The organism is Paraburkholderia fungorum (genome assembly GCF_900099835.1).
Classification (GTDB): domain Bacteria; phylum Pseudomonadota; class Gammaproteobacteria; order Burkholderiales; family Burkholderiaceae; genus Paraburkholderia; species Paraburkholderia fungorum_A.
In genome coordinates, this window is record NZ_FNKP01000002.1 from 2,340,688 (window position 1) to 2,357,817 (window position 17,130).

The 17,130-nt window shown below is 60.4% G+C and carries 16 protein-coding genes; 10 read left to right on the forward strand and 6 right to left on the reverse strand.

Features of this window, described 5'->3' with window-relative positions; genetic code table 11:
• Window positions 1-252: 252 nt before the first annotated feature.
• The 3 genes from BLS41_RS26350 to BLS41_RS26360 are packed head-to-tail and all read right to left on the reverse strand — an operon-like array spanning window position 253 to window position 2,986.
• Window positions 253-1,116: an ABC transporter permease gene (locus tag BLS41_RS26350; protein ID WP_074770184.1), complete on the reverse strand. Its 864-nt coding sequence runs from the start codon at window positions 1,114-1,116 to the stop codon at window positions 253-255.
• A 16-nt stretch (window positions 1,117-1,132) separates the two neighbouring features.
• Entirely contained in the window at window positions 1,133-1,927 is a 795-nt protein-coding gene (locus BLS41_RS26355) for an ABC transporter ATP-binding protein (RefSeq protein WP_007178237.1), read from the reverse strand.
• A 39-nt stretch (window positions 1,928-1,966) separates the two neighbouring features.
• Window positions 1,967-2,986: an ABC transporter substrate-binding protein gene (locus tag BLS41_RS26360; protein WP_074770186.1), complete on the reverse strand. Its 1,020-nt coding sequence runs from the start codon at window positions 2,984-2,986 to the stop codon at window positions 1,967-1,969.
• A 249-nt stretch (window positions 2,987-3,235) separates the two neighbouring features.
• Between BLS41_RS26360 and BLS41_RS26365 the strand changes: the two genes are divergently transcribed.
• From BLS41_RS26365 to BLS41_RS26400, 8 genes are all read left to right on the forward strand, one after another.
• Window positions 3,236-3,913, forward strand: a complete 678-nt coding sequence (locus tag BLS41_RS26365; RefSeq protein WP_074771196.1) for a response regulator — start codon at window positions 3,236-3,238, stop codon at window positions 3,911-3,913.
• Complete coding sequence (locus BLS41_RS26370) at window positions 3,903-5,297, forward strand: sensor histidine kinase (protein WP_074770188.1); 1,395 nt, start codon at window positions 3,903-3,905, stop codon at window positions 5,295-5,297. Before BLS41_RS26365 ends, BLS41_RS26370 begins: the two co-directional genes overlap by 11 nt.
• A 159-nt stretch (window positions 5,298-5,456) precedes the next feature.
• Entirely contained in the window at window positions 5,457-6,497 is a 1,041-nt protein-coding gene (locus BLS41_RS26375; RefSeq protein ID WP_083380086.1) for an ABC transporter substrate-binding protein, read from the forward strand.
• 47 nt (window positions 6,498-6,544) lie between these two features.
• Window positions 6,545-7,927, forward strand: coding sequence for a sensor histidine kinase (locus tag BLS41_RS26380; protein ID WP_074770190.1), 1,383 nt, complete (start codon window positions 6,545-6,547; stop codon window positions 7,925-7,927).
• A 33-nt stretch (window positions 7,928-7,960) separates the two neighbouring features.
• Window positions 7,961-8,656 carry a response regulator transcription factor gene (locus BLS41_RS26385; RefSeq protein ID WP_074770192.1) on the forward strand — a complete coding sequence of 232 codons (696 nt, stop codon included), beginning with the start codon at window positions 7,961-7,963 and terminating at the stop codon, window positions 8,654-8,656.
• 182 nt (window positions 8,657-8,838) lie between these two features.
• On the forward strand, window positions 8,839-9,966 hold the full coding sequence (locus tag BLS41_RS26390) for a porin (RefSeq protein WP_171910315.1): 1,128 nt from the start codon (window positions 8,839-8,841) through the stop codon (window positions 9,964-9,966).
• A gap of 287 nt (window positions 9,967-10,253) precedes the next feature.
• The gene (locus BLS41_RS26395) at window positions 10,254-11,009 is read left to right on the forward strand and encodes a COG4705 family protein (protein ID WP_074771199.1); all 756 of its coding nucleotides are present in this window, start codon (window positions 10,254-10,256) and stop codon (window positions 11,007-11,009) included.
• A gap of 51 nt (window positions 11,010-11,060) precedes the next feature.
• Window positions 11,061-11,480, forward strand: a complete 420-nt coding sequence (locus BLS41_RS26400) for a histidine kinase (RefSeq protein ID WP_074770194.1) — start codon at window positions 11,061-11,063, stop codon at window positions 11,478-11,480.
• 75 nt (window positions 11,481-11,555) lie between these two features.
• Here BLS41_RS26400 and BLS41_RS26405 read toward each other — a convergent pair whose 3' ends face one another.
• Window positions 11,556-12,344 carry a metallophosphoesterase gene (locus BLS41_RS26405; protein ID WP_074770196.1) on the reverse strand — a complete coding sequence of 263 codons (789 nt, stop codon included), beginning with the start codon at window positions 12,342-12,344 and terminating at the stop codon, window positions 11,556-11,558.
• 319 nt (window positions 12,345-12,663) lie between these two features.
• On the opposite strand from BLS41_RS26405, the gene BLS41_RS26410 reads away from it, so the two are divergent.
• Window positions 12,664-13,287, forward strand: a complete 624-nt coding sequence (locus BLS41_RS26410) for a LysE family translocator (protein ID WP_074770198.1) — start codon at window positions 12,664-12,666, stop codon at window positions 13,285-13,287.
• 15 nt (window positions 13,288-13,302) lie between these two features.
• Here the strand turns inward: BLS41_RS26410 and BLS41_RS26415 are convergent, their stop codons facing one another.
• On the reverse strand, window positions 13,303-14,718 hold the full coding sequence (locus tag BLS41_RS26415; RefSeq protein WP_074770200.1) for an aminotransferase-like domain-containing protein: 1,416 nt from the start codon (window positions 14,716-14,718) through the stop codon (window positions 13,303-13,305).
• Between the two features lie 184 nt (window positions 14,719-14,902).
• Between BLS41_RS26415 and BLS41_RS26420 the strand changes: the two genes are divergently transcribed.
• Window positions 14,903-16,231: an omega-aminotransferase AptA gene (locus tag BLS41_RS26420; protein ID WP_074770202.1), complete on the forward strand. Its 1,329-nt coding sequence runs from the start codon at window positions 14,903-14,905 to the stop codon at window positions 16,229-16,231.
• A 182-nt stretch (window positions 16,232-16,413) separates the two neighbouring features.
• On the opposite strand, the gene BLS41_RS26425 is transcribed toward BLS41_RS26420, so the two are convergent.
• Window positions 16,414-16,938: a DUF6496 domain-containing protein gene (locus BLS41_RS26425; RefSeq protein ID WP_074770204.1), complete on the reverse strand. Its 525-nt coding sequence runs from the start codon at window positions 16,936-16,938 to the stop codon at window positions 16,414-16,416.
• Window positions 16,939-17,130: the final 192 nt, after the last annotated feature.

Genomic DNA, 17,130 nt, shown 5'->3' on the forward strand with positions numbered 1-17,130 from the left:
TGAATATAGTGAATGGACCTTAAGAAAGCCTGAGGTTAAAGGCGACTCTGTGGAAAGCCGGCTTGAGGATGAATCTTCTCTGCCATTGTTTCGAGTACCCGGATGCGAATGTCGTCGATGCTGAAGTTTCAACGCACGGGTTTCAGTTAAACAACGCGCGTCCATAAAAAAATGTCGCCAGGTCTCGGACCGGGCGACATTCTCAATTACCACTCTCTCTACTGCGATAGCGTTATCAACGCCCAAGCCTGTTTAAACCGCCGCCGGACGCCACTTCAACAGCCGTTGTTCGACGGCAGTCAACAGATAGTCCGCAGCGAGTGCGACCACCGCCAGCACGATCATCGCGGCGAACACGCCGCTGGCATTGAACGCACCTTGTGCGGTCGAAATCAGCAGGCCGATGCCCTGCTTCGAACCGAGAAATTCGCCGACTACCGCACCGACCAGCGCGAAACCGAAGCTCACATGCAGGCTCGCGAGAATCCAGCTCAGCGCCGACGGAATCACCACGGATGTGGTCACCTGGCGACGCGATGCACCGAGAATCTGCGCATTGGCGATCATGTAGCGATCGGCCTCACGCACGCCCTGAAACGCGTTGGCGAATACGACGAAGAACACCATCACCACCGCCAGCGCCACCTTCGATGCCATGCCGAGTCCTAGTGCAATCACAAACACCGAGCCGAGCACCACTCGCGGGATCGAGTTGGCGATCTTGATGTAGAGGCTGAATACGTCGGAGAGAAGTTTATTGCGGCCCAGCACGATGCCGCAAAACACACCTGCAACCGAGCCGATAATGAAGCCGAGCCCGGTTTCTTCGAGCGTGACCCACACTTGCGTCAGCAACGGACCCTGCGACGTGCCGTTCACGAACCAGTCGACGATCTGTTCGAAAATCGCGCTAGGCATCGAGAAGAAAAATGGATCGATCCACTTAAGCCGCGCGGACAGTTCCCAGCCGCCAAGAACGATTACGAGAACGAGAACGCGTAGCGAAATCACTAAAGCATGACGCTGACGGATACGCTTCTGCGCAACCCGTTCGACCTGAGCGAGCGACGTGGGATCGATACCGGAAGGCATCATCTGTTGAGGGGTAGTAGACATGTTTGCCGTTCCTTGATTAACCGATCTGCACTTCTTCGCGCAGGTCATGCCAGATATCGCGCGAAATCTCGATGAAACGCGGGTCGTAGCGAACCTCCGATGTGACGCGCGGACGCGGCAGATCGATTTCGTACACCTTCTTCAACGTGGCGGGACGCGCCGTCAACACGAACACACGATCGGCGAGCGCAATGGCTTCTTCGAGATCGTGCGTGACGAACACGACAGAACCGGCACCGCCCCACAATTGCAGCAGTTCATCCTGCATCAGCGTGCGGGTCTGCATGTCGAGCGCGGAAAACGGTTCGTCCATCAGCAGGATTTCCGGCTTGTTGATGAACGTCTGCGCCAGCGCCACCCGCTTGCGCATACCGCCCGACAATTGATGCGGATAGTGCTTGCCGAACTTGTCGAGGCCCACGCGGCGCAGCCATTCGTTGGCTTCGTCATAAGCGGCCGATTTCGAGCGGCCGCGATACAGCGGGCCCGCTGCCACGTTGTCGAGCACCGAGCGCCACGGGAACACCGCGTCGGCCTGAAACACGAAGCCGATGCGCGGATCGATGCCGTCCACCGGTGCGCCCATGACGCGCACTTCGCCGGTGGTCGGCTTCAGCAAGCCGGTAATCATGCTGAGGGTGGTGGACTTTCCGCAACCCGTCGGCCCGACCACGGCGACGAACTCGCCGCGTGCCACCGACATGCTGAAGTCGCGCAATGCGATTGTCGCCTTGCCGTCGGGCGAGATGAAACGGCACGATACGTTGCGCATTTCAATGGCGGGCGTATCGCGTGACATAGGTTGATTCATCGGCTGATGCCTCGCTGTTTTCGTGATGTTGAATGGGCGTTATTTCGCCGCCGTCCTGACTGGGGCCGACAGGTAGTCGTTGGTGTACGTCTTCGCCAGATCGATATGCTTGCCCTTCACCGAAGGATTGAACGCCGACAGTACTTTCAGCACGGTATCCGGGCCATCGGCGGGCATCTTGCCGTCCTTCGTGAACATCGGCAGCGACGCCTTCAGCGCGCCGACGTACAGGTCCCGGTTGCTGCCGTAGTAGTCCTTCGGCATCTTGTCGGCGATCTCTTCCGCGCTGTGGGTCGCGATGAAGTTCAACGTTTTTGCGAAAGCGTGCGAGAGCTTCGTCGCGTCGTCCTTATGCGACTCGGCCCATGCGCGCTGAACATAGAAGCTCGACGCCGGATAAGTGCCGCCCAGCGCGGCCCGTGTGCCATCGAGCGTGCGCATGTCGACCAGCACCTTCGCGTCACCCGTTTTCAGCAGCTGGGAGACGGTCGGCTCAGTGGTCATACCCGCATCGATACGGTTCTGCTTGATGGCCGCGATAAAGCTGTTATCGGCGCCCACCGGCAACAATGTGTATTGAGTCGACGGCACGCCCGCGCGCTGCGCGAGGTATTGCGTGAGGAAGCTGGTCGACGAACCGAGTCCGGTCACGCCAAGCGTCTTGCCCTTTGTGTCGGCCATGCTTTTGAGCGTGTCGGCGGATTTGGTCGCGACCATTTCCACTTCACCCGGCACCTGGCCGAAAATCACGAGTGCCTGAATCTCCTTGCCCTTGCTTTGCAGATCGATGGTGTGGTCGTAAAAGCCCACCACGCCTTGCACCGCGCCCGCCAGCAGTTCGTTTTCCGCATCGACGCCCGCCGGTTGCGAGAGAATTTCGACGTCGAGCCCTTCGTCCTTGAAATAGCCGAGCTGTTCGGTGAGCTTGGCCGGCAGGTAGATGATCTTGGTGGCGCCGCCGACCATGATCGTGAGTTTTTCGGCGTGAGCGACGGCCGACGCAGCAGCAAGAGCAAACGCAACACCTGACACAGCAGCGATCTGGCGCAAGTTACGCATGATGCAGTCTCCTTAGGTTTGGTCGCCGCTGGGCAGTGCACGCGGCGCTTTCTGAATAGATGACGGCGATTATAGAAATGCGAAACCTTCTGCCAGCTTTCTGGGGAGTACCCAATTCATGGGTGTTAACCCGCAACGCCGCGACAGGTCACCGGGATGCGCGAGCATGTGTACTCCCAACCACACGTAAAGCGCGCAAAGCCCTTGTTTTACGGCACAATCGACGACCTGACTTTTGCCGTGTCCGTGATGAAACTGCTGCTCATAGAAGACAATCCGACCCTGGCGCACTGGCTCGCGAAGATGCTGGAGCAGGAAGCGTTCGCGCTCGACACCGTGCAGGACGGCGACGCCGCCGACCGTTTGCTGAGCACCAGTCGCTACGATGTGATCCTGCTCGACCTGAATCTGCCGAAGCTGTCGGGCAAGAACGTGCTGCGCCGTTTGCGTCAGCGCGGCGATGCGACACCTGTGCTGATTCTGACCGCGAGCGGGTCGATCGACGAAAAGGTGGAACTGCTCGGCGCGGGCGCCGACGACTACCTGGTCAAACCGTTCGAAGTGCGCGAGTTGATTGCGCGAATCAAGGTTGCGATCCGTCGGCAGTCGCCGTCGAAAGCGAGCGAGGTGATCTGCGGCGATCTCGCATTTCACATCGACACACGCCAGTTCACGCTGAAAGGCGCGCCGCTCAATGTCACGCCGCGCGAACGCTCGGTGCTCGAAGCGCTGATTCTGCGGCTCGGTAAAACGGTGACGAAACCGGCGCTGGTCGACGCGATCTTCACGCTCGCCGACGAGCCGAGCGAGGACGCGGTCGAGATCTACATTTCGCGTCTGCGCAAGAAGCTCGACGGCAGTTCGGCCGCGATCGTGACGTTACGCGGGCTCGGTTATCTGCTGCGCAAGAAAGACGATGACCAATAGCCTGCGCATGCGCCTGCTGTGGTGGCTGCTGGTGCCGCTCGCGTTATATGTGTTCGTCACCGGCAAGGCCGAATACGACAACGCCAGGCGCACCGCAGATCTGGTGCAGGACAATCAGCTGATTTCGTCGGCGCGCATGATCGCGGGCGAAGTGGAATGGCTGGACGGTTTTCTGCGTGTCGATGTGCCGCCCGCCGCGCTCGAAATATTCGTATCGCCGTATCGCGATCAGGTTTTTTACAGCGTGCGCGTCGAAGACAGAGCCTTGCTCGCGGGTACGCCGGATTTCCCGCAGCGTCCCGCGCAGGCGCCCGACACGCCCGATCACTACGATACCGCGCTGCAAGGCAAGCCAGTGCGCGCAGTCGGCCTCGTGCGTCTGATGTACGACAATGGCGTGACGCGCCGCGTGCGGGTGACGGTCGGCAAAACTGTCCGCTCGCGCGATGCGATGGCCCAGCAGCTATGGCAACCGCAACTCGTGCGGCAGATCGAGATGATCGTGCTGGCAGTGGCGCTGGTTTGCATCGGGCTGACTTTCGAATTGCGGCCGCTGATGAAGGTGAAAGACGATGTCGCCGACCGCGATCCGATGCAACTCGAACCGATTCGGGTCGAACGGCTGCATACCGAATTGCGGCCTATCGTCGAAGCGATCAATCAGTGCATTGCGCGGCTCGGCGTGCAGGTGGCCGCGCAACGCCGCTTCATCGCCGATGCCGCGCACCAGTTGCGCACGCCGCTCACGTTGCTCGGCACGCAGTTGCAGTTCGCGCGACAGCAGGACGGGCTGAATCCCGCGCTCGACGAAGCGCTCGCTGCGATGCATCGTAGCAATCGTTCGATGGTCGGGCTCACCAACAAACTCCTGCTGCTGGCGCAAGCCGAAGCGGCCGACACGACGCAACTCGCGGTAGAGAGCGTCGACCTCGTGCCGCTTGCGATGGAGGTCGTGGAAGACCTCGCGCTCCTCGCGCAGGCGCGTGGTATCGACCTGGGCGCCGAACTGACCGGCGTTGCACCGGTGGCGGGTCATCGGGGCTTGCTGCAGGCGCTGATCCAGAACCTCGCGGAGAACGCGATCCGCTATACCGGCAGCGGCGGTCACGTCACTGTCGCCGTCAATGCCACCGCGCATACCGTCGCCGTCAGTGTGCTCGACGACGGTCCGGGTATTCCAGCCGAGTCGCGCAGCCGGGTGTTCGAACCGTTTTTCCGGGCCTCGACAGATACCGACGGCACAGGTTTGGGCCTTGCGATCGTGCGTGAAATCGCCGACGCGCATCAAGGCGAGATCAGCCTGAAGCCGGGCGACGGAGGCAAAGGCGTCGACATCAGCGTCACGTTTCCGCGCGCCAATGCCCTTCACGCGTCGACCGGCTGAATCCGCCGCCTCAAATAAAAGTACTCGGGATAAACCCGCAATCAGAAAGAAACGCGCACTGGCGAAAGCATTGCGAAGGATTTGAGCCGCTAGAATTTCTGGCAGCACGCCATCGAATGCCACTCGACGACGCGCGATATAACGGAGACAAAACTCACAATGACTCGTCCTTCGACGCGACTTTCGCGCGCCGCCCACGCCACGGCTGCGACGTTAGTCACGCTCTGTCTGCTCGCGCAACCGGCTTCGCCGGCGCGCGCAGACGTGCCGGAAAAGATCGTTGTCATGGTAGGCGGTATCTCCAAGCTCATCTATTTGCCGGTGCAACTCACCGAGCGGCTGGGGTACTTCAAGGCCGAAGGACTCGACGTCGAATTGCAGTCTCAACCGGCCGGTATCGACGCAGAAACCGAGTTGCTGGCGGGCAGCGTTCAGGCGGTGGCCGGCTTCTATGACCACGCTATCGATCTGCAAACCCGAGGCAAGGAAGTGAAGGCGATTGTCGTATTCGGCCAGGTGCCAGGCGAAGTGATGATGGTTGCCAGGAATGCCGCCGGCTCGATTAAAAGCATGGCGGACGTCAAGGGTAAAACACTCGGCGTAACCGGCCTCGGGTCATCGACCAATTTTCTGACGCAATATCTGGCGAAACTTAACGGTGTGCCGGCTTCGCAGTACAACGTGCTGCCGGTCGGCGCGGACCATAGTTTTATCGCAGCAATCAGGCAGGGACATATCGACGCCGGCATGACCACTGAGCCGACCGTCTCGCAGTTGCTGAAGACCGGCGACGCACAGGTTCTCGTGGATATGCGCAATGTCGAAGGAACCCGCGCGGCCCTCGGTGGCACGTATCCGGCTTCGAGCCTCTACGTGCAAAGCACGTGGCTCGACAAACATCCCGCCGAAGCTACCGCACTCGCGCGTGCCTTCGTGAAGACGCTGCAATATCTGCATACGCACAGCGCCGAAGAAATCGCCGCGCAAATGCCGAAGGATTATGCCGGCAACGACAAGGCGCTTTATTTGAGCGCGCTAAAGGCTTCGCTGCCGATGTTCACAGTGGACGGCAAGATGCCTGCCGACGGACCGGAAACTGTGCTGAAAGTGCTGTCGGCGTTCAAACCATCAGTGAAGAGCCGGCATATCGATCTGTCGCGGACATTCACCAATCAGTTCGTCAACGGCGTCAAGCCGTGAACGGATCGCATGACGCGCCGGCTTGAAATAACAAGGGACAATCCATCGTGTTTTCAGGCAGTTTGCGCGGACGATTGCTGTGGTGGCTTCTGCTGCCTCTCGCGGCATTCGTTTCCATTTCCGGCGCGATTTCATACCGCTTCGCGCAGACCACGGCCGATCTCGTGCAGGACAATGCGCTGCTGTCGTCGATGCGGATCATTGGCGAGGATATCGATTGGGATAACGGCTCGGTGTCGATCCAGGTGCCGCCTGCCGCACTCGAACTGTTCGAGTCGCCGGAGCAGGACAGTGTCTTCTATCGCGTCGAGGCGAGCGGCCACCGGCTGCTGGCAGGTAATCCCGAGTTACCGTTGCCGCCGCACGCAGGCGACGCGCCCACGCTCTATTCCACCCGTCTCGAAGACGGACGCGCGCTGCGCGCCGTCGCGTATGTGAGGCAGCTTTACGATTCAGGACGCACCGAGGAAGTCGTGGTTGCAGTCGCGAAGACCGAAGGCTCACGTGACGCGATGGTGTGGCATCTGCTGCGTCCGCAATTGTTCAGCGAAGTGCTCACGCTAGTGCTCGCGATGGTATTCGTGTACCTCGGGCTGACCTTCGAACTGCTGCCGTTGATGAAAGTAAAAGACGATGTCGCCGATCGCAAACCATCCCAACTCGAACCTATCCGCGTCACACGTTTGCACGTCGAATTGAGGCCGATTGTCGACACCATCAATCAGTGCATTGCGCGAATGGGGCAACAGACCGCCACCCAGCGGCAATTCATCTCCGACGCTGCGCACCAGTTGCGCACGCCGCTCGCACTGCTGGTGGCGCAAATCCAGTTCGCACGACAGCGCGACAACCGTGATGTACCGCTCGCCGAAGCGCTGGCGGGCATGCACAAAAGCAGCCGCAAGCTGACCACGTTGACCAACAAACTGCTGTTGCTCGCGCAGGCCGAATCGGCGGCGCCGTCCGGTGCGCGCGAACGGGTCGATCTACACGCTTTAACCGCCGGTGTACTGGAGGAGTTGATTGCTTTCGCGCAATCCCGCGACATCGATCTGGGTGCCGAGCTTGACGACGATCTGTTCGTCACCGGCGACGAAGCATTGACCGCCGCCCTCGTGACGAATCTGGTCGACAACGCGTTGCGATATACGCAACCGGGCGGACGCGTCACCGTCCAGACGCAGCGTTGCCGCGACATGGCAATCGTGCGCGTGATCGACAACGGACCCGGTATCGAAGCCGAAGCGCAAGCGCGTGTTTTCGAACGATTCTATCGTGCGTCGAGTCACGCGGAAGGAACGGGACTCGGCCTTCCTATCGTGAGGGAAATTGCACACCGACAGGGTGGAACCGTCACGCTTGAATCGAATGCCGACGGCGTCGGCCTTGTCGCGACAGTCGAAATGCGCGTATGGGCGGGCGCAACGTAAAGCGCCACACAACTCGCCGAATGAGGGAGAACCATGAAACTGCTGCTCGTTGAAGATGACGCCGATCTCGCGCGCTGGGTCATGAACCTGATGCAGGTCGAACAATTTTCGATCGACTGGGCGCAGACCGGAGAACGCGCCGAAACGCTGCTCAGCCTTCAGTGCTACGACGCCGTGCTGCTCGATCTGCGCCTGCCCGGCATCAGCGGCAAGGCCGTGCTTGCGCGTCTGCGACGCAAACGCGATAACGTGCCGGTGCTGATGCTCACCGCGAACGGCTCGACCGATGACAAAGTGGCCTGCTTCTCTGCTGGCGCGGACGACTATGTCGTCAAACCGTTCGATGCACGCGAACTGGTGGCACGCATCAAGGCATTGATTCGCCGTCAGGCGACGGGGGACAAAGGGCAGTCCATCGAATGCGGCAATTTGCGTTATCTGTTCGACTCGCGTGAATTCGTGTTGCGAAACGAGCCACTGCCTTTGCGCCGCCGCGAACATGCGATTCTTGAAACGCTGATGCTAAAGCAGGGCAAGACCGTTTCCAAATCCACGCTCATCGACAAAGTCTTTGCTCTCGACGATGAACCGAGTGCAGACGCGATCGACATTTACATTCACCGCCTGCGCAAGCATCTTGCCGATTCGACGGCAAAGATCATGACACTGCGCGGACTCGGCTACATCTTGCGCGAAGAAGAACCGCGCGAGGTGTTTGCCGCCGCGTGACCATTCTCGGCATCGTTAATCGGCTCGCTTGACCCTACTCTGTCAACCGTATTGTTTCTGGTGTTTTCACTGACATTCGTCGCACTTCCGCGAAAGAGGCGTGAAGGGTTGGTCTGACTATCCTTGGCTCTGCTACTCAATGGATTTCAAATCAATTCAACATAGCTGCATTGGAGGAGACGATGGTGAAAAAAACCAGGCTGTTGCTGGTGGCAAGCAGCAGTGCATTGGCAGTGGGCAGTGTTCATGCTCAATCGAGCGTACAGCTTTACGGTTTGATGGATCTCAGCGCAGTGTCGTATCAAACCAATGCGAACGCAGATGGACGGCATGCCATTTCAATGGGGATCAACGGCGAGCCCTGGTTTAGCGGCAGCCGCTTCGGTATGAAAGGCTCGGAAGATCTCGGCGGCGGCCTGAAAGCGATCTTCCGTCTCGAAGCGGAATACCGCGTGAGCGACGGCGGCATGGAAGACCCCGGTCAGCTATTCGACCGCGACGCGTGGGTCGGCGTCGAGAGCAAGACCTTCGGCAAATTCACAGCGGGCTTCCAGAACACCGTGGCACGCGATGCAGCCGCCATTTACGGCGACCCCTACACCAGCGCGTCGCTGAGCACCGAAGAAGGCGGCTGGACCAACACCAATAACTTCAAGCAACTGATCTTCTACGCGGGCAGTGCAACCGGCACACGCTATGAAAACGGCCTGGTGTGGAAAAAGCTCTTTACGAACGGCATCTTCGCCGCCGCAGGTTATGCGTTCGGCAACAAGACAAGCTTCGGCAACAACGCGACCTACACAGGAGCACTGGGATATAACGGAGGGCCGTTCAACCTCTCCACGTTCTACAACCACGTGAACAACAATGGCTTCACGAACAAAGCCTATTCGATCGGCGGCAACTACACGTACAGCATTTTTCGCGTGAACGCCGGCTATTTCCACTACACCGGCGATCAGGGCGCACTCGGTCAGCGTCGTGACAATGCATGGACAGTCTCGTTCAAACTGTCGCCGAAAGGACCGCTCGACTACGCAATCGGCTATCAGCAGATGCACGCTTCCAATGCCGCATTCGACGACAACGGTGGTACGGCCAATGCCAACCTCGGTTTCAATCCCGATACCGGCACGGGCAGCGGCTACAAGGAAACGTTATACGCGTCGGTGTTCTATCACCTGTCGCGACGCACTGAACTCTATGTTGCCGGTGACTACATGAAACTGCACAACGGTTACGTCGTCGCAACGACGTTCGGCGCAAAGAACCAGTTGGAGCTGACCACGGGTATTCGTACCCGCTTCTAACCCGCTCCACTTTTCCCTCCAGATGGGCTGCCGCCACTCCAGCGCGGCGGCCCCCTCCTCCGTTAAGCATCCCCTAAGGTTCTTCGCAAAATTCAAGAACTCCCGCAAAAGAAACCTCTGTCGCAATCACAATTCAACCCATTCCTTCCATAAGCCTTACTTAAGGTTCTCGAATGCATAGTCGGTTCATTAATTGAGTTGCAAATGCATTGATCGGCATACCGCATCCGGTACTTATCGACAGGAGAATCAAGTTGCTCGAAACCTCGACATATCGCGCTGCTCTGATGAGCAATAAAGTACCCGAGGCGACACTCGTTTTCTGGGCGATCAAGATCATGGCAACGACAGTCGGCGAAACCGGTGCGGACTATCTCGCTGTCCACGCGGGCCTGGGTGTCGCATTGACCGACGGCATCATGGTGACGCTTTTATTGACGGCGCTCGCGCTTCAGCTTCGACAGCGCAAATACGTACCGTGGATCTACTGGCTCACGGTAGTCCTCGTGAGTGTCGTCGGAACCCAAATCACCGATGCACTGACCGACAAACTCGACATCAGCCTTTACGTCAGCACAATTGTTTTCGCTCTCGCGCTGATTGTCGTATTTGCGCTCTGGTATCGCCGCGAGGGAACGCTCTCCATTCACACCATTTTCACGACGCGCAGAGAACTTTTCTATTGGGCCGCCGTGCTTTTCACTTTCGCGTTGGGTACTGCCGCCGGCGATCTCGCTACTGAAGCACTCGGACTCGGCTTCATGATCGGTGTCGTGGCATTCAGCGCGCTGATCGCGTTGATTAGCGCGATCTACTATGCAGGCGGCAACCCGGTTCTGACATTCTGGCTCGCGTACATCCTGACACGACCGCTCGGCGCATCGTTCGGCGATCTGCTGTCGCAGTCCCGTACGTACGGCGGAATGGGATTGGGCACGATCAACACGAGCGTGGTCTTTCTTCTTGCCATCGTCGTTCTGGTTCTGCTCGCCACCTTCACCGGACGTCGACCCGATCAGCCTGATACCGCGCGCGAGTCCTGAACCAGAAACACCTCGATCATTCTCCCGTCAACTTTAAGAGCACGACCTATCATGAACCAACGAACCCTCAGCCAAACCATCATCGGCTCGTTCATCGCATTGTCCGCCATCAGCTTTGGACATATCGATAGAAATGGCATCGCTGTGTTATCCGCGAATGCCGCCGAGTCGGTCAGTGCGTCGAAGCTCGGCGACCTGTCGCCGTTCCGCAAGATCGCCGCGGATACGGCGGCGCTGGTCGACAAAGGCGACCTGAAGGGCGGCAAGGCGCGAATCAAAGATCTCGAACTGGCGTGGGACGATGCCGAGGCTTCGCTCAAGCCGCGCGCGGCATCGGACTGGCACGTCGTCGACAAGGCAATCGACCGGTCGTTGAGTGCGTTGCGCGCGAGCACGCCCGACGCGGCGCAATGCAAGCAGTCGCTCAGTGAATTGCTCGCAACCATGGACCGGATGAACGGAGCCCGCTGAAGCGCTCTGCCTGGCCTGCGGGGAAAAGTTCGGTTGCCTTGGCGGCAACGCACGTATTTCGCAACAGAAAGCAGATCAGATATCGACGACCTTCGTCGCGCAGAACGCGTCGTTTTCCCAGCGAATCTGCTTCGATACGCCGCCGCAATCAACCGCTAACGGATAGCCGCGCGGATTCGCAACGACGCGCGCTTTACCGTGACGATAGTCGAAAGAGTCGTGTACGTGCCCATGAATCCATAAATCCGCCTGATCGAGCAGATCACGACGATCGCTGAGAAATCCTGCATTAACCGGATGGTCGAGAAAGCGAGGGTGGATCGAATCCGGGGAAACACCATGGTGCGTCACCACAACCGTCTTGCCATCGAAAGGCACCGCCAGTTCACGAGTCAGCCAGTCAATCGATGTGCGATGCTCGACCAATGCGTGCTCAGGCGCAAAGCGTTCGTGATGCGTCATCCAGATCAACGAATGGTCGGACATATGCTGCCGCGCGTAGTCCATCGACAGTGCGCTGTCTCCATACAGTTCGTAATCGGTCCAGAGACAACTGCCGAGAAACCGCACACCGTTTATCACGATCGCCTCACGCTCGACGTATCTGACCTGTGTGTTTGCTGCTTTTGCGCGAAGTCCGTCCACGAGCGCGGAGTAGCGTGATCCGTATGCCTCGTGATTCCCCGATACGTAGACCACAGGGACCGGCCAATTCGCGAAGGCTTCGACCGCACCGGTGCCGCGATGAATGTCGCCCGCAAGTACGAGGACGTCGGCATCGGTTGCAACGTCCAGCGGCGATATGTCGATGCATCTGCTCTCCACGACATCGAGATGCAGATCTGAAGCAATCTGTATGCGCATTTATTCTGATCGGGTGATGGGCCGGAATGGCCGACAACGCAGGCATCGTTTGCCGGCGGCCACAACTGATGTAAGTCACTTGCGCCACGGCGGTACGATCAACGGCCTGCAGCAAGGCTCCGTTCTACAGCAAACAGCTTAAGAAGCGCTTATTCCGCCGATGCGAGGCAGCACCGCGGCTTTCCAGCCAGGCACGAGCCTCCAGACAATGCATACGGCGAAACCCGTACCGGACACCATCTCACAAACCGTACAGGTACTGTACCGGGCGGTGTCGCTAGAATGACTTCACCGTTCTATCGCCGACCCCGGAGCTTCAATGTCTTACTTAAGCCTCAGCGCGCTGCCCGCCGGAATCCTGTTCGCGCTCGTCACCTCCGTCACGCCCGGTCCAAACAATACGATGCTGCTGGCCTCGGGCGTGAATTTCGGTTTTCGCCGCACCTTGCCGCATCTGTCCGGCATTAGCGCCGGCGTTGTCCTGTTGATGCTGTCGGTCGGTATCGGCCTCGGTGAAGCTTTTGTCCATTTTCCCGTGCTGTACACGGTGCTCGAAGTCGCGAGCGTCGCGTATCTGCTGTATCTCGCGTGGAAAATCGGCACGTCGGGCGAGTTGAAAGTGAAAAACGGCGAGCGCCGCCCGATGAAATTCCACGAGGCCATCGCGTTCCAATGGGTGAATCCGAAGGCATGGATGATGGTGCTGACCGCCGCCACGACCGTCCACCTCAGCGAGAGCTACAGCATGAACGCGGTCGCGATGGCGGTCGTGTTCTACGTGATCGGCTTTCCGTGCATCTGCCTGTGGGCCGGTTTCGGCACGGCCATGCGCGAGGTCCTGTCGGACCCGAAGCGGCTGCGCATTTTCAACATCGTGATGGCGCTGCTGCTGGTGTTCTCGCTCTATCCGATCGCGCTGAAACTGCTGGGCCACGGCGGCTGAACGCGGCCCTCGCCGTCATAATTTTCCCTGCCCGACTCGCTCGATGAAGCGCCACAACGCGTCGTCGGTCGAGTACGGGGCATTGAAGCGGAACCACGCGCTCGGGGCGTCGTCTGGACGGAAGTAGGAGCCGGGCGCAAGCCAGATGCCGTGCGTCAGCGCCGCCGTCGCGACTTCGCCTGCACGCTCCGGCTCGATCGGCAAACGTGCCCACAGGAACAACCCCGCGCGCGGCCGGTGAAACACTTCCAGCCCCAGCGAATCGAGCCGCTCCTCGACCGTCGAGTGCGCCAGTTTGAGACGCTCGTTGACGGTTTCGACGTGACGCGCGTAGCGCCCTTCCAGCAACACCTTGTCGACGATCCGCTCGATCGCCTCCGACGACGTCAAACCCACCGCCATCTTCGTGCGCGCCAGTTCGCGCAGCACCGCCTGCTCGGCGACCACGTAGCCGCAACGCAACCCCGGCGTCACCGTTTTCGAAAATCCGCCGACATACAGCACGCGCTGCAAGCCTTCCATCGCGGCGAAAAGCGGCGCACCGGACGGCGCGAGTTCGCGGCTCACGTCGTCCTCGATCACCCACATACGCTGACGTTCGGCGATCTGCAGCAGACGGAACGCGGCGGACATGCCGAACGTCGCGCCAGTCGGATTCTGCAAGGTCGTGTTGACGAAGATCGCCTTCGGTTTGTGCTGTGCGACCAGCGCTTCGAGCACCTCCGTATCGATGCCCGACGGCGTACGCGGCACGCCATGCACCACCAGTCCGGCGAGCTTCAGAATCTGCAGCAGGTTGCAATAACCGGGATCTTCGACGATCACGGCATCGCCCGCGCGCAGCAACGTACGCACGATCAGATCGAGCCCCTGAGTCGCGCCTTGCGTGAGCAGCACGTTGGAAACGTCCACGGGCAAGCCGCGCCGGTCGAGCTGTTCCGCGATCCGCTCACGCAGCGGCGCGAAACCGTACGGGTGCCCGTAATCGCCGAGACGCGCCGCCGGCACCCGGCTGGTCGCGCGCAATGCATGCTGCAAGCCGGTCTCGTTGATCCACTCGTTCGGCAGCCAGCCGCCGCCGGCCTTGATCGGCACCGAATGATCGGCGAATACGTCGGATAGCAGCCAGGTCGCGGTGAGGCTCGGCGGCTGCCAGTGGGTCGCGGCCGGACGCACCGGCTGCGAGCGCGCCGCCACGCGATAACCGGAGCCGCGCCGCGCGATCACGAGGCCCATCGACACCAGACGGTTGTAAGCCTCGGTCACCGTAAAGGTGCTCAGTTCGTGGCTCTGCGCCAGTTGCCGCACCGACGGCAGCAACGCGCCCGCGCGCAGCGACTGCGCCTCGATGGCGCTCGCAAAGCCTTGTACGACCTGCTCGACAAGCGTGGGGGCCGCGCGCCGGTCGCGCTCAAGTTCTAGTTCGATCATGGATTCAGGCGAAGTCGGAAACGAAAACTGCGGGCTGCATCGATCGACACAGTTGGCAGCAATCCACCAATACAGTTAGCACCACACTACGTCAACTGTTTATGCCGCCATTAAACCGCGGACGCTACAGTTTCGCCATGCCCCGACGCAGGTTCCCATGGGGCGCCACTTTCCGGAGATACCCATGACTTCGCGCCCCGTGATCGACGACCTGTCCTCGTTCTGGATGCCCTTCACCGCCAACCGTCAGTTCAAGGCCGCGCCGCGCCTGCTGGAATCGGCCAAGGGCATGTATTACCGCAGCACGGACGGGCGCGAAGTGCTCGACGGCTGCGCGGGTTTGTGGTGCGTGAACGCGGGCCACGGCCGCGAGGAAATCGTCGCTGCGATCACCCAGCAACTGTCGACGCTCGACTTCGCGCCGACGTTCCAGATGGGCCACCCGCTCGCGTTCGAAGCGGCCACCAAGGTCGCGGAACTGATGCCGGAAGGGCTGGACCGCATCTTCTTCACCAACTCGGGTTCCGAATCGGTCGATACCGCGCTGAAAATCGCGCTGGCTTATCACCGTTCGCGCGGCGAAGGCCAGCGCACACGGCTGATCGGCCGCGAGCGCGGCTATCACGGCGTGGGTTTCGGCGGCATTTCGGTGGGCGGAATTGCGCCGAATCGCAAGACGTTTTCGGGCGCGCTGCTGCCGGCGGTCGATCATCTGCCGCACACGCATAACCTCGAACACAACGCGTTTTCGAAGGGACAGCCCGCTTGGGGTGCGCATCTCGCCGACGAGCTGGAGCGCATCGTCACGCTGCACGATGCATCGACGATTGCCGCCGTGATCGTCGAGCCGGTGGCCGGTTCGACCGGCGTGCTGATTCCGCCGCAAGGCTATCTGCAGAAGCTGCGCGAAATCTGCACGAAACACGGCATCCTGCTGATTTTCGACGAAGTGATTACCGGTTTCGGCCGCGTCGGCAAGGCAACGGCGAGCGAGTATTTCGGCGTGACGCCGGACCTGATCACGATGGCGAAGGCGATCAACAACGCGTCGATCCCGATGGGCGCAGTGGCAGCGAGCCGCACGATTCACGACACGGTCGTCAATAACGGCGCGCCTGGCGCGATCGAACTGTTCCATGGCTATACGTATTCGGCGCATCCGGCGGCGGCTGCCGCTGCGGTGGCGACACTGGATCTGTATCAGCGCGAAGGTCTGTTCGAGCGCGCGGCCACGCTCGCGCCGACGTTCGAAGCCGCCGCGCATTCGCTGCGCGGCGCGAAGCATGTGAAGGACGTGCGCAACCTCGGGATGATCGCGGGCGTGGAGGTCGAATCGCGCGACGGCGCACCGGGCGCGCGGGCTTACGAGGCGTTCGTCAAGTGCTTCGAGGCGGGTGTGCTGGTGCGATTCACCGGCGATATCCTCGCGTTTTCACCACCGCTGATCATCAACGAAGAGCAGATCGCGCACATCTTCAAGACGGTCGGGGACGTGCTGGCGACGGTGCAATAACGCAGGTCGGTAGAAGGACCGCATGCGGTCCTTCTACGTTCGCCGGGACGGGTTCCAGAATCGCCCTACCCGCTTTTTCCCCACGCCGAAAGTCGGCAATGAGTGCGCTGCGAAGTCCACATGGGCGCCTCGCTTCACCCGATGCGCGGCAAACTCCACGCCGCGCACCCTCCTCCCTCCGCCTAATGATGCGCACGCGAAGCCCGCGTATGCGCTGCCTTCTTCGCAGCGGCTGATCGTCCCGCAGCTCCCTTCGTCGCAGCCGCCTTCTTCGCCGCCGCCGAGCGGCTAGCGGCCGGACGTCTGGCCGCCGCAGCCCGGGTCTGCTTCGCCATCGCCGCAGGCGACGCGCCCGCCGTGCTCTCGCGCTTCAGCGCATCGGTCGCGGCGCGTGAGCGCTTCGCAGTCGATTCGGTACTCGCGCTCTTTCTCGCCGTACTTTTGTGCTGTCCGGCGGCGTTGTCCTTGTCCGCTTTCTTGCGGGTCGCTTCGCTCGCGGTCCCCTTCTTTGGCGACTTCACCGCGACGCCCGCGCGACGCGCTTCCGACAGACCAATCGCAATCGCCTGTTTCGCCGACCGGACACCGTGTTTGCCGGCGCGAACCTTATCGACCTGTTCCTTGACGAACTCTCCCGCCTGGGTGCTCGGTGCCTTGCCGGCACGCTTGTCGGCCTGGGCACGCTTGAGGGTTTTCTGCTCGGGCATGACGGTCCTCCAGTTTGGCTAAGGTGTTTTGTCATGCAGCAACGGCTGTGCCGCGCGATCTGAACGCCCGCAACGTGTGCCCAGATTGAGAGCGGCGGATTGGAAACCCACGCTCAACGCGAAGCCCGGCAAGTTTCAAAGTCACTCGCCATCAATTCAAAAGAATCCAATTACTTTCGACAGAAATTCGCC

Coding starts and splice junctions, on each gene's coding strand:
- BLS41_RS26405 (WP_074770196.1), bottom strand. CDS start 12,344: ATGCGCATACAGATTGCTTCAGATCTGCATCTCGATGTCGTGGAGAGC.
- BLS41_RS26410 (WP_074770198.1), top strand. CDS start 12,664: ATGTCTTACTTAAGCCTCAGCGCGCTGCCCGCCGGAATCCTGTTCGCG.
- BLS41_RS26400 (WP_074770194.1), top strand. CDS start 11,061: ATGAACCAACGAACCCTCAGCCAAACCATCATCGGCTCGTTCATCGCA.
- BLS41_RS26365 (WP_074771196.1), top strand. CDS start 3,236: ATGAAACTGCTGCTCATAGAAGACAATCCGACCCTGGCGCACTGGCTC.
- BLS41_RS26395 (WP_074771199.1), top strand. CDS start 10,254: ATGAGCAATAAAGTACCCGAGGCGACACTCGTTTTCTGGGCGATCAAG.
- BLS41_RS26425 (WP_074770204.1), bottom strand. CDS start 16,938: ATGCCCGAGCAGAAAACCCTCAAGCGTGCCCAGGCCGACAAGCGTGCC.
- BLS41_RS26370 (WP_074770188.1), top strand. CDS start 3,903: ATGACCAATAGCCTGCGCATGCGCCTGCTGTGGTGGCTGCTGGTGCCG.
- BLS41_RS26390 (WP_171910315.1), top strand. CDS start 8,839: ATGGTGAAAAAAACCAGGCTGTTGCTGGTGGCAAGCAGCAGTGCATTG.
- BLS41_RS26375 (WP_083380086.1), top strand. CDS start 5,457: ATGACTCGTCCTTCGACGCGACTTTCGCGCGCCGCCCACGCCACGGCT.
- BLS41_RS26350 (WP_074770184.1), bottom strand. CDS start 1,116: ATGTCTACTACCCCTCAACAGATGATGCCTTCCGGTATCGATCCCACG.
- BLS41_RS26360 (WP_074770186.1), bottom strand. CDS start 2,986: ATGCGTAACTTGCGCCAGATCGCTGCTGTGTCAGGTGTTGCGTTTGCT.
- BLS41_RS26415 (WP_074770200.1), bottom strand. CDS start 14,718: ATGATCGAACTAGAACTTGAGCGCGACCGGCGCGCGGCCCCCACGCTT.
- BLS41_RS26355 (WP_007178237.1), bottom strand. CDS start 1,927: ATGAATCAACCTATGTCACGCGATACGCCCGCCATTGAAATGCGCAAC.
- BLS41_RS26385 (WP_074770192.1), top strand. CDS start 7,961: ATGAAACTGCTGCTCGTTGAAGATGACGCCGATCTCGCGCGCTGGGTC.
- BLS41_RS26420 (WP_074770202.1), top strand. CDS start 14,903: ATGACTTCGCGCCCCGTGATCGACGACCTGTCCTCGTTCTGGATGCCC.